The sequence below is a fragment of the Streptomyces sp. NPDC043870 genome (genome assembly GCF_056435785.1).
In genome coordinates, this window is record NZ_JBWKDT010000002.1 from 1 (window position 1) to 11,518 (window position 11,518).

The following is an 11,518-nucleotide window of genomic DNA, read 5'->3' on the forward strand; positions in this document are numbered from 1 at the left end:
TCGTTTCCGCTGTTCGTTTTGTGGGGTGTGCCCGACCACCCTCCCCCCCCCCCCCCCCCCCCCCCCCCCCCCCCCCCCCCCCCCCCCCCCCCCCCCCCCCCCCCCCCCCCCCCCCCCCCCCCCCCCGCGCCGTGCGCGCGGTGTCCACGGGGCGTCCGGGTAACCTCGCTGCCGCCTTACGCGATGTGGTCTTCCAGCAGCTCACTGTTGAGACGGGCCGTGAACCGTTCCATGTACTGGGTCAGCTCGCGGGGCGGGAGGCGCAGGCCGTACGCGGCCTCGACATTCGAGGCGAAGGCGCCAAGCGTCGGCATGCCCTCGCCCTCTATCGATTGCCGGAACACCTGGTAGAGGTTGTCCTCCGAAGGCAGTGCCTCCTGTACGCCCTCACCCAGGGTCCGCATGCCGCCCGCCCCGTTCGGCACCTGGAACTGCGGCTCCCGTGCCTGGGTCTCGCTCGGCGCCGGCTCCGGCTCCGCCGCGCGCGGCTGCGGCACCGGGATCTGCTGCGGCTGCTCGTCGTACCAGGCCTGGTGCTCCGGCACTGGGATGTAGGTGGGCGGCTCGTAGTTCGGGTCGTAGTCGCCCTCGTACCCCACGTGCTGTGGCGTGGCGAACCACTGGCTCGTCCCATTCTCGGCGGCTGCGTCCGGCTCCCGGGCCTGGGTGGCACTGGTGGGCTCCAGCTCCGGTGCGTGAACCGGGTTCGGGGGCAGTAGCTGGGGCTCGATGCCCGCCGCCGCGAGGCCGGCCGGAGCGGTCTCGGCGAGCGGGACGCCGTACTTCGCGAGCCGCAGCGGCATCAGCGCCTCGACCGGGGCCTTGCGGCGCCAGGCACGACCGAAGCGGGCCTGCAGCCGGGCCTGGTAGATCAGCCTGTCCTGTTCGAGCTTGATGACCTGCTCGTACGAGCGCAGCTCCCACAGCTTCATCCGGCGCCACAGCCGGAACGTGGGGACGGGGGAGAGCAGCCAGCGGGTGAGGCGCACCCCCTCCATGTGCTTGTCGGCCGTGATGTCCGCGATCCGGCCCACCGCGTGGCGGGCGGCCTCGACGGCTACGACGAACAGCACCGGGATGACGGCGTGCATACCGACGCCGAGTGGGTCGGGCCAGGCGGCGGCGCCGTTGAAGGCGATCGTCGCCGCCGTCAGCAGCCACGCCGTCTGGCGCAGCAGCGGGAACGGGATCCTGATCCAGGTCAGCAGGAGGTCGAGGGCGAGCAGCACACAGATGCCCGCGTCGATGCCAATCGGGAAGACCAGCGAGAAGTCGCCGAAGCCCTTCTTCTCGGCGAGCTCGCGTACGGCGGCGTACGACCCGGCGAAGCCGATCGCGGCGATGACCACCGCTCCGGCCACGACGACGCCGATGAGTATGCGGTGCGTGCGTGTCAGCTGCATCGCGGCCACCCGCGATCCCCTCCCAGTATCGAATTCTGGCGCCGTGGCGCGGCCCAAGCCTGGCACACGGGTCCGGAGTCCGAGCCTCCGGGGAGGTTCGGGCTCCGTCCGGGGAGCCTGCCGGGGACGGCCGACAGCCGTTGCCGGGTGTGGCGGTCGGGTGTGGAGCGTGCGGCGCGCGTACGCCGCCCGTCGGGCTCGGTCGGCCGGGCCGGACGACCGAGCCTGTTCGGGGCCTAGTTGGCCTTCGCGACCGAGGCCGCGGCCTCCTTGGCCGCCGTTACCGCGTCCTTCATCAGCGCCGACGCGTCCGGGGTCTTGGCCCCCGCGTAACCGGCACCGTTGTAGCCGAGCGTGACCACGACATTGCCCGTGCGCGCCACGATCGTCGCGTACTTGAAGTCCTCGCCGGTCTTGGTGAGGCCGTAGCTGATCGCCGTCGCCTCGTCGCCGACACCCGCCGCGGGGGAGCTCTTGACGCTCTTGGCCCCCTCGGTGTCCTGGACCTTGGCGACCTCCTTCGCGTACGCGTCCTTGGCGCGCTGCTCGCCGCTGCCCAGGCCGGCCTCGGACTCGTACCGCAGGAAGGAGACGTCGAGCCAGCGGTAGTTCGAGCCCTTCACTCCCTTGTCCTCCAGTCCGTTCCAGGAGCAGCCGCCGCGGGAGCTCGTGTCGCTGGAGGTGCCCGCCGTGCCCGACTTGTTCTTCACCTTCGGCACCAGCTCCTCGATCGTCTTCGAGGTGATCGCCTTGCAGGGCTGGGGCAGCTTGGCGTACTTCGCGGGCTCGACGGCCGTCGCGGACTGCTGCGTGCCGGGGGAGGTCGTGCCGGAGGAGGACGAGCCGGCGCTCGAGTCCTTGTTGCTGTCGGAGTCCGACGAGCAGCCGGCGACGACGAGCATCACCGGGACGGCGGCGCAGGCGAGTATGCGGGTGAGTCGCGGGGCTGTTCGGTGCATGGTTCCTTCAGTCGGTGAGTCGTACGCTCCGCCGGTGTGGTGCGGTGCGGGGCGGACGGTCCGGGTCTTCCGGGCGGCCACAGTACGCCGACACGGTACGACGCCGGGGTCGTCCGGCGGGACCGGGTGACGGATCAGGACGGCCCGGGAAGCAGCACGGCGGGGGCGGAGCGCGGGCGCTAGTCGTTGAACCGCTCGGCGAGCTTCCGGGCCAGACCCTGGGCCTTTTCCTGCAGTTCCTTGCTGTCCGGGACCTCTGTCGTACGGGCCGGCTGCTCGCCGTACTCGACGGTCACGATCACGTTCGATGTGCGGAACACCACGCTCACGGTCCGGTGCTGCGCGGTGGAACCGGCACGGGTGAGGACGTCGTCGAGGAACGCGGCGTCGCCGAGGCCGTCGAGCACGCGGGGCTCCAGGCCTTCGGGGGCGGTGGAGGCGCCGGTGGCCGATCCCGGAGCGGATCCGCCGGGGCCGCCGGTCGGGGCGTTCGTGGGGGTGGTGGTACCGGTCGACGGGGGCGTGGCGCCGGTGCCGGACGGGGCGGACGTGGATGGGGTGCCGCTCGGGATCTTGGCCCCCTGTCCCTGCCCGCCCGTGGCTGCCGGCGGAGGCAGCTCCGCCGCGTCCTGCTTCGTTGCGTAGACCTCCTGCGCCCGGTCGTCGTCGCTGACGTCGGGGTCGTACGAGACGACGCGCTCGACATCGATGCGGAGGTGGTTCGAGGCGTCCGGCGAATCGGCCTTCCAACTGCAGCCGACGCGGCGGTCGGTGTCGTACGTGACGGCCGCCGTGCCGCGGAACACCTTGTCCTGCTGGTCGTCCGGGAGCCCTGCGGCGCCGGGGAGCAGGTCCCTCAGAGTGGCGCGCTCGACCGCGCCGCAGGGCTCGTAGAGCGTGCGGTACTTGCCGGGCGGGGCGGCGGAGCCGGCGGCCTCGCCGGCCTTGGAACCGGTGGCGGAGCCGTCGCCGCCGGACGCTGCGGTGCAGCCTGTGACGAGCGCCACGAGGAGCGCCGCGAGGCCGGGTGCGTACGCCTTTCGCTGCACGTTCCCAGGCTCCTTTCTCTTCCGTCTTCTCCTCGGGCAGCCGTGGTGTCCGCTGTGGTGTCCGCGGCGAAAACTGGTTGCCGCCCGATGCAGGCCGATGGACACAATGTGTATCGCACGCGCTGCTGTGAACGCCGGTCCGCTGTCCCTTTCGCTGGCCTTGGCGCCGGTTTTTGCGTTTCAGGTCTTTCGGGGGAGTTGGGGAAGTATGTCGTATGTAGAGGTGCCCGGGGCGAAGGTCCCGATCCGGATGTGGACGGACCCGTACACGGTCGAGAGCGGCGCGATGCAGCAGCTGCAGAACGTTGCGACGCTGCCCTGGATCAAGGGGCTCGCCGTGATGCCGGACGTGCACTACGGCAAGGGCGCGACCGTCGGCTCCGTGATCGCGATGCACGGCGCGGTCTGCCCGGCGGCGGTCGGTGTCGACATCGGCTGCGGAATGTCGGCGGTGAAGACCTCCCTCACCGCGAACGATCTGCCGGGCGACCTGTCCCGGCTCCGCTCCAAGATCGAGCAGGCCATCCCGGTCGGTCGTGGCATGCACGGCGACCCGGTGGATCCGGGCCGGGTGTACGGACTCCCGGCGGCGGGGTTCGACGACCTCTGGTCGCGGTTCGACGGGGTGGCGGACGCGGTGAAGTTCCGTCGGGAGCGGGCGACGAAGCAGATGGGAACGCTCGGCGCCGGCAACCACTTCGTGGAGTTCTGCATCGATGAGTCCGGATCCGTGTGGCTGATGCTTCACTCCGGGTCGCGGAACATCGGCAAGGAGCTCGCCGAGTACCACATGGGCGAGGCCCGGAAGCTGCCGCACAACCAGGGCCTGGTCGACCGCGACCTGGCGGTCTTCATCGCGGACACCCCGCAGATGGCGGCGTACCGGAACGATCTCTTCTGGGCGCAGGAGTACGCGAAGTACAACCGCACGATCATGATGGGACTCTTCCAGGAAGTCGTCCGCAGGGAGTTCAGGAAGGCCAAGGTCACCTTCGACCAGGTCATCTCCTGCCAGCAGGAAGATGCCGAAGGTCAGACGACGACCGTCGAGCACCGGCCTGGTGTGATCAGCTGCCATCACAACTATGTCAGCGAAGAGCGCTATGACGGGATGGATCTGCTGGTCACCCGTAAGGGAGCGATCAGTGCGGGCTCGGGGGAGTGGGGGATCATCCCGGGTTCCATGGGCACGGAGTCGTACATCGTCCGCGGTCTGGGCAACCCGAAGTCGTTCAACTCGGCGTCGCACGGTGCCGGCCGGAGGATGAGCCGGACCGCTGCGAAGCGGAAGTTCTCCACGAGGGACCTGGAGGACCAGACGCATGGCGTGGAGTGCCGCAAGGACTCCGGGGTCGTGGATGAGATCCCGGCCGCGTACAAGCCGATCAGCCAGGTGATCGACCAGCAGAAGGACCTGGTGCAGGTCGTCGCCAAGCTCAAGCAGGTCATCTGCGTCAAGGGCTGAGGTCCAGCACACCACGTGATCGACAGAGCCCCGGACTGGCGTCCGGGGCTTTGTGCTCAAAAGGAGAGCGATCCGCCGGCCGGCGGCCTGTAGGTCGAGGTGAAGACGACTCGGAACTGGCTGACGCTATCCCGCGCACCGCCCCTCAGGCGGACCGCCTGAGGGTCGGTGTTGAGACACTCGCGTCAGGTGGCGGAGGCAGTGGGCCTCGCCAGCTTCGCCCGGCGAGGTCCACGACAACGAAATCACCCCAGGGCGACCGGATGATCTCGGCAAACGCTCTATACCCCTGCAGGGCTGTCGGGGGTGGCGTCGTGGACGATCAGGGCGATCTGGACGCGGTTGGTGACTTCGAGCTTGGCCAGGATGCTTGACACGTGCGCTTTGACGGTGGGGACGCTCATGAACAGCCGGGCGGCGATCTCCGCGTTCGTCCGCCCCTGACCGACCGCACGTGCGACGTCGTACTCGCGTGCGGCCAGGCGCTCCAGTCGGGCCCGGGCCCGTGCCCGGGCGTCGGTGGCAGGCTCGGCCGGCGGGGTCCTGATCTGCGCGATCAGCTGCTGGGTGACTGCCGGCGACAGGACGGGGTCTCCGGCTGCGACGCGGCGCACGGCGCCGACGATGTCGTTCGGCGGGGTGTCCTTGAGGAGGAACCCGGCGGCGCCGGCCCGCAGGGCGCGCAGGACGTAGTCGTCCGGGTTGAAGGTGGTCAGGACGATGACGGCCGGGGCAGTGGGGAGCGCGCGCAGGGCCTGGGTCGCTGCCAGGCCGTCGCAGACAGGCATGCGGATGTCGAGGAGGGCGACATCGGGGGTGTGTTCGGCGGTCAGGGTGACGGCCTCGTCGCCGTCGGCCGCTTCCGCGACGACCTCGATGTCCTCCACACCGGCGAACATCACGCGCAGGCCCATGCGTACCAGTGGGTCGTCGTCGGCGAGCAGGAGTCGGATCACGCGGGCCACGGTATCCATGCCTGGAGGAGGAAGTCACCGGCACTGGGGCCGTGCCGCAGTTCGCCGCCTGCCAGTGCCGCGCGCTCGGCCAGCCCGATGAGGCCTCGGCCGGATCCCGGGATGACACCGCCTGGCGTGCCGGGCGACGCCGGGCCTCCGGGGGAAGGTGCCGAGCCCAAAGGCCCCGAGGGTACGGCGGGGTTGCGGACGATGATGTCCAGACCAGCGCCCCGTCCTCCGCTCACCTCGACGTAGACGGGGGCGCCCGGTGCGTGCTTGCGGGCATTGGTCAGGCCCTCCTGCACGATGCGGTAGACGGTGCGGCCCGCGAGCGCCGGGATGGTGGCCGGCTCCTCGACGTCGACGTCCAGGCGGAGCCGCATGCCGGCGGCACGGGACTCGTCGGCGAGCCTGCCGAGGTCGGCCAGGGCGGGCTGCGGTGCCTCGGGGAGCGCTTCGCCGGAGGCCTCGTGATAGGTCCCGGGGGCAGCCTGTGGTGCCGGGGCCGCGGACGGCGAGAGGGTGGGGTACCGGTCGCCGGGAGTGCGCAGGAGTCCGATGACGGTACGAAGGTCCTCAAGGGCCTGGTGGGCGCTCTCCCGGATGACCCCCGCCGCACGCCCCAGGTCGGCGGGATCGGGGGAGGAGTTGAGCTCCAGGGCACCGGCGTGCACGCTCAGCAGCGAGAGCCGGTGGGCCAAGACGTCGTGCATCTCGCGTGCGATGTCCTCACGGGCCCGTTGCTGCGCTTCCAGGGTCCGCCGGGTGGCTTCCTGATCGGCCCGCCGGGCGCGCTCGGTGAGGGCAGCCTCCCGCTTCCGGCGCGAGCGGACGAACCGGCCCCAGCCCACCGACAGGGCGACCAACGTCCAGGCGATGAGCAGGGCGCCTAGGACCGCCGGGTCCAGAACGCTCATGCCGCGCCACGCCTGGGCGACGGCGACGGGAACCGCCGCGGCCGCCGCGAGCCAGGCCGTGACGCGCACGGGGCGCAGTGCCGCGGCGGTGAACAGTGCGACCATCGCGGAGACCGTGACCGCCGGGGACAACAGCCCGAGTACGAGCGTGAGGACGGCGACAGCCACGGGAAACCGGCGCCTCCACCACAGGGCGCACGCCGCTCCGGCGGAGACGACCGAGCCGGCGTCCACGAAGACGAACCAGGGCTCGTACAGCGCGACGACTTTCACGGTGGACAGCGACGGCGTGCCCAGCGGGACACGAGGGAACATCAGCAGCGGATTGGCCGCGGTTCCGGCGAGTGCCACGGACAGGCAGACGGCGAACACCACGACGGTGACGTCGACGGAGCGCCGACGGGAGGCGGGGGGCAGGGGCACGGGGCGGAGCCTACGCGACACAAACCACGTAAAACCCTCGTCTCGACCTTCGTCAGGAAACCCCCTACCTTGGTCGGTCCGCCGCCGGGTCCGGGCACCGCCCAAGGTCACCGACGCGCTCGACCAACTTCCGATGCGTGACGGGCGCGGCGGTTCCTAGCGTCGGGGCCATGAACACCGAACAGAGGCCCACACCCCTCATCACCCCATGTGCCGCCGCCGGCACCACTGTCGCAGGACTGCCCGCAATGGCTGCACGGAAAGCGGGGCACGGCCGGTGAACCGCATCGCCAACGCCGCGGACCCGGCGGGCCCCGCACTGCGAGCCATCGGGCTCGGCCGGCGCTATCGGCGCGGATGGGCTCTGCGTGACTGCACCTTCCAGATCCCGGCCGGCCGGGTGTGCGCGCTCGTGGGTCCGAACGGGGCGGGGAAGAGCACCCTGCTCTCCCTGGCCGCCGACCTGCTGACCCCCACCGAGGGATCGATCCACGTCTTCGGCAGGTCCCCACACGATTCCGGCGCCCGGGCCACGACCGCCCTGCTGAGTCAGGACAAACCGCTCCTCCGCGGCTTCCGTGTTGCGGAGATCCTCCGGATGGGCCGCGAGATGAACCCGACCTGGGACCAGGCCGTCGCCGAACGTGTCGTCGCGGGCGGCGACATACCCCACCACGCCCGCGTCGGCTCACTCTCCGGCGGCCAGCACACCCGGGTGGCCCTCGCGCTCGCCTTCGGCAAACGCCCGCGCCTGCTGATGCTGGACGAGCCGATGGCTGACCTCGATCCGCTGGTACGGCACGAGATGTCCGAACTCCTCCTGTCGGAGGCGGCCGCGCACGGAACCACCGTCCTGCTGTCCTCGCACGTCGTCTCCGAACTCGAAGGCGCCTGCGACTTCCTCCTCCTCGTCGGCTCCGGGCGCATCCGGCTGGCCGGTGACGTCGACGACCTCCGCGCCGCACACCGCCACGGTGCCGACGGCTCCGTCCCCTCCCTGGAACAGCTGATCATGACGTACTTGCGCGACCCCCTCCTGCCCGCGGTGGCCACACCAGCCGCCCGCCCCGAGCTCGTCGGGGGTGCGGCGTGATCGGCGTACGAGGCGTCACCTGGCTGGTCTGGCGCCAGCACCGCGCCGCGCTGTGGGCCTTGCTCGCCCTGACCGTGCTCGTCGGCGCGTACCTCGCGTACGGGGGGTACGCGTCGGTGGAGGCCGCCCGGGCGCTGGACGGGTGCGCCGGGCAGGCCGCCGCGCCGCAGTGCTCCCAGGCCCTGATCGACTTCCAGCAGGAGCACCAGTACCCGCTGCGCCTGCCGCTCCAGTTGCTCTTGCTCCTCCCGCTGCTGCTCGGGGTGTTCCTCGGCGCACCGCTGTTCGCGCAGGAACTGGAGTCGGGCACCCTGCGCACCGCGCTGTCGCAGTCGGTGTCACGCGCCCGCCTGCTCCTGGCGAAGCTGGCCGTGCCCGTGATGCTGACCCTGGTCGCGGCAGGCGTGATCACCGCGTGTGCCACGTGGTGGTGGCATACGGTCGCCGGTGCGGTCGGCAGCGAGTTCCCGTGGTACATGCCGATACCGTTCGATGCCGTCGGGCCCGCGCCCGTCGCCAAGGCGCTGCTCGTGCTGATGATCGGCGTCACGCTGAGCCTGTTGTTGCGGCGCACCGTCGCCGCCATGGGGGCCACCGCGGCGGTCGGCGGTTCCGCGTTGTTCGCCCTGGAGCAGGTCCGCGGCGGCCTGTGGCCGACGGTGATAGCGCAGCGATCGGGCCTGGGCGCGGATGCGGCACCCGGCGACGCCTGGCTGTTCGACGACGGGCTGGTTGTGGCCGCCGGCCGACGCGTACCGCAGTCAGGCGAGTGCTTTGCTGCGGACGACTACGAGCAGTGCCTGGCAGGAAAGGGCGTCACCGGGCACTGGGCGGAGTTCCACCCGTCGAGTCACTTCTGGCCCCTCCAGTGGGCCGAGACGGGCCTGTGCCTGGCCGCGGCTGCGGCACTGGCCAGCCTCTGCTTCTGGTGGACCCGGCACCGTCTCACCTAAGGGTCCGTCATCCCACCCCTCCCCTTCCACGAGGCCCTGTTGCGATTGCCGTCCCGGAGCACCACCGTCGGCTGTGGGGATTGCGGTGAGTGCGGCAGTGTCTTCAATGTGGCGGCCGAGTACGCCGCCGTGAACTCGCGTGACTGGCCCGGTGAGTTGTAGTCACCACAACTATGTGGCGGAGGAGCGGTACGAGGGCATGGACCTGCTGGTCACCCGTAAGGGGGCGATCCGCGCGGGCTCCGGCGACTTCGGGATCATCCCGGGTTCGATGGGCACCGGTTCGTACATCGTGAAGGGCCTGGGGAACGCGAAGTCGTTCAACTCGGCGTCGCACGGCGCCGGCCGGAGGATGAGCCGGACCGCTGCGAAGCGGAAGTTCTCGACGCGGGACCTGGCGGATCAGACGCGGGGTGTGGAGTGCCGCAAGGACTCCGGGGTCGTGGACGAGATTCCCGGCGCGTACAAGCCGATCGAGAAGGTCATCGACCAGCAGCGCGACCTGGTGGAGGTCGTCGCGAAGCTGAAGCAGGTCATCTGCGTGCAGGGCTGAGTGGCCGCGGGGCAGCCCCGGATCAGGAGACGGCGCCGGCCATCGCCCCGCCGCCGGTGGCGATGCCGCCGCTCGGTTTGGGTGTGGAGAAGGGGGGCGTGTCCTGTCGGCACGTTGTTCCGGCCGGCGGGAGGGTGCCGTCGATGAAGTAGCGGCTCTCGTGAGCCTGGATGCAGCTACTGGGGTTGATCAGTGCGGTGTGCCCGTACCCGTCGTTGGTGAGCAGGCGGGCGTTGGCCAGTTCTTTGGCCATGGCTTGTGCGTTCGAGTAGGGAGTCGCGGGGTCGTAGGTGGTGCCGACCACCAGAACGGGGTGCGTCGTCGGCTTGTTCCACGGGCCGCGGTAGCGGTCGGCGGCGACGGCCGGCCAGGTGGCGCACCCCTCGGCGGTCCAGGTCCAGTAGCGTCCGACGTCGCCCGCACGGGTGACACTGGCCTCCTCCAGGGCGTGGTAGACCCCGGGGTCACGCGGATTGGGGCTGTCGGAGCAGAGCACGGCACTGCCCTGTTCCTCGCCCAGGTACGGATTCGGATTCGGGACCGGTGGTGCGGGTGGGAGTGGGGCCGGCTCCGGGGCGCGGCCCTGCCACAGGTCCTGCAGCCTGCCGGCGAGGTCCGTCCATCCCGGGTTGACGACGTAGAGGCTGTTGACCAGGTCACCGACCGTACGGCCATAGGTCCACGCGCCCACGGGATGCTCCCGGAGCCGTCGCATCAGCTGGTCGAACTTGTCCCGGGTCGCTTTCGTGCCGCCGGCGGAGAAGCCGCAGCGGGCGGTGGTGGTGGACCCGCACAGGGCGAGGAACCTGTCCAGGGTTGATGCCGCGCTGCGGTCCGAGCCCATGCGCAGGAATGTCGTGAGCCGGGGGTCGTCGTCGGAGGCGTGGTTCGTCCAGGCCGACGGGTCGATGTTGCTGTCGAGGGCCATGGCGCGGACCTTGCCGGGGAAGAGGTTGGCGTAGGTGGCGCCCAGGATCGTGCCGTAGGAGATCCCGAGGTACGTGAGTTGTGGGTCGCCCACCGCCCGGCGGAGCCGGTCGAGGTCGCGGGCGGTGTCGGCGGTCGACACATGGCGCAGGAGCTCGGGGTCACGCTGCTGACAGCGCCGGGCCAGATGCTTGTACGCGGCGATGTAGGCCGTCCGCTCCTGTTCGCCCACCGGGAAGCCTGCCGCTTTGCTCGCAACCCAGGCGGCGGCTTCCTCGGGATTCGCGAAGCAGTTCACCGCGGTGCTGCTGCCGATCCCGCGGGGGTCCCAGCTGACGATGTCGAACCGCTCCCGCACCTCCCGCGGGAAGAGCTCGTAATTCTGTGGCATTTGTACGGTTCCTGGCCCGCCGGGTCCGCCCGGGTTGAAGAACAGGGTGCCGATGCGCCGCCCGGGGCTGGTCGCCTTCCGTTTCACGACCGCCAGTTCGATGGTGCGGCCCCCGGGGGTGCGGTGGTCCAGCGGCACCTTCGCGGTCGCGCAGTCGAACTGGCCGCCCTGAACGCATGGCTTCCAGTCCAGCTCCGGGGCGGGCGTCGAAGCTGACGGCGTACCACCGGCCGCGGCGAGGTCCGGCCAGGTCAGTACCGTCGAGCAGGCCATCACCGCGGCGACGACCGCGGCGTAGCACCTACGGCCCGCCATGGGTCCGGATATGAGCATGCCTTGTCCTTCCGCGGCTGAGCGCCCGATGACGCCCATGCGCCTGACGTCGGCAGAGGTCCGTGTCAACAACACCGCGGTCCGGAGAGGCGCGCG

Annotated in this window: 9 protein-coding genes and 1 pseudogene; 4 read left to right on the forward strand and 6 right to left on the reverse strand. The window is 70.8% G+C overall.

Features of this window, described 5'->3' with window-relative positions; translation table 11 throughout:
* Window positions 1-176 precede the first annotated feature (176 nt).
* The 3 genes from AC0699_RS02335 to AC0699_RS02345 all read right to left on the reverse strand — a co-directional run bounded on the left by AC0699_RS02335 (window position 177) and on the right by AC0699_RS02345 (window position 3,411).
* Complete coding sequence (locus tag AC0699_RS02335) at window positions 177-1,403, reverse strand: DUF2637 domain-containing protein (RefSeq protein WP_478654660.1); 1,227 nt, start codon at window positions 1,401-1,403, stop codon at window positions 177-179.
* A gap of 236 nt (window positions 1,404-1,639) precedes the next feature.
* Entirely contained in the window at window positions 1,640-2,362 is a 723-nt protein-coding gene (locus AC0699_RS02340) for a DUF3558 family protein (protein WP_478654662.1), read from the reverse strand.
* A 179-nt stretch (window positions 2,363-2,541) separates the two neighbouring features.
* A complete protein-coding gene (locus AC0699_RS02345) occupies window positions 2,542-3,411 on the reverse strand; it encodes a DUF3558 domain-containing protein (protein WP_478654665.1) in 870 nt (289 codons plus the stop codon).
* Between the two features lie 208 nt (window positions 3,412-3,619).
* Between AC0699_RS02345 and AC0699_RS02350 the strand changes: the two genes are divergently transcribed.
* Complete coding sequence (locus AC0699_RS02350) at window positions 3,620-4,876, forward strand: RtcB family protein (RefSeq protein ID WP_478654667.1); 1,257 nt, start codon at window positions 3,620-3,622, stop codon at window positions 4,874-4,876.
* Window positions 4,877-5,157: 281 nt separating this feature from the next.
* Here AC0699_RS02350 and AC0699_RS02355 read toward each other — a convergent pair whose 3' ends face one another.
* Window positions 5,158-5,850, reverse strand: coding sequence for a response regulator transcription factor (locus tag AC0699_RS02355; protein WP_478654669.1), 693 nt, complete (start codon window positions 5,848-5,850; stop codon window positions 5,158-5,160).
* On the reverse strand, window positions 5,829-7,172 hold the full coding sequence (locus AC0699_RS02360; RefSeq protein ID WP_478654672.1) for a sensor histidine kinase: 1,344 nt from the start codon (window positions 7,170-7,172) through the stop codon (window positions 5,829-5,831). Before AC0699_RS02360 ends, AC0699_RS02355 begins: the two co-directional genes overlap by 22 nt.
* 277 nt (window positions 7,173-7,449) lie before the next feature.
* On the opposite strand from AC0699_RS02360, the gene AC0699_RS02365 reads away from it, so the two are divergent.
* From AC0699_RS02365 to AC0699_RS02375, 3 genes and pseudogenes are all read left to right on the forward strand, one after another.
* On the forward strand, window positions 7,450-8,265 hold the full coding sequence (locus AC0699_RS02365) for an ABC transporter ATP-binding protein (RefSeq protein ID WP_478654675.1): 816 nt from the start codon (window positions 7,450-7,452) through the stop codon (window positions 8,263-8,265).
* Window positions 8,262-9,218 carry an ABC transporter permease subunit gene (locus AC0699_RS02370; RefSeq protein ID WP_478654678.1) on the forward strand — a complete coding sequence of 319 codons (957 nt, stop codon included), beginning with the start codon at window positions 8,262-8,264 and terminating at the stop codon, window positions 9,216-9,218. The genes AC0699_RS02365 and AC0699_RS02370 overlap by 4 nt, the downstream gene beginning before the upstream one ends.
* A 148-nt stretch (window positions 9,219-9,366) precedes the next feature.
* Window positions 9,367-9,771 (forward strand): annotated as a pseudogene (locus AC0699_RS02375) (RtcB family protein); the annotation flags it as partial.
* A gap of 22 nt (window positions 9,772-9,793) precedes the next feature.
* Here the strand turns inward: AC0699_RS02375 and AC0699_RS02380 are convergent.
* Complete coding sequence (locus tag AC0699_RS02380) at window positions 9,794-11,422, reverse strand: alpha/beta hydrolase (protein ID WP_478654680.1); 1,629 nt, start codon at window positions 11,420-11,422, stop codon at window positions 9,794-9,796.
* Between the last annotated feature and the right edge of the window lie 96 nt (window positions 11,423-11,518).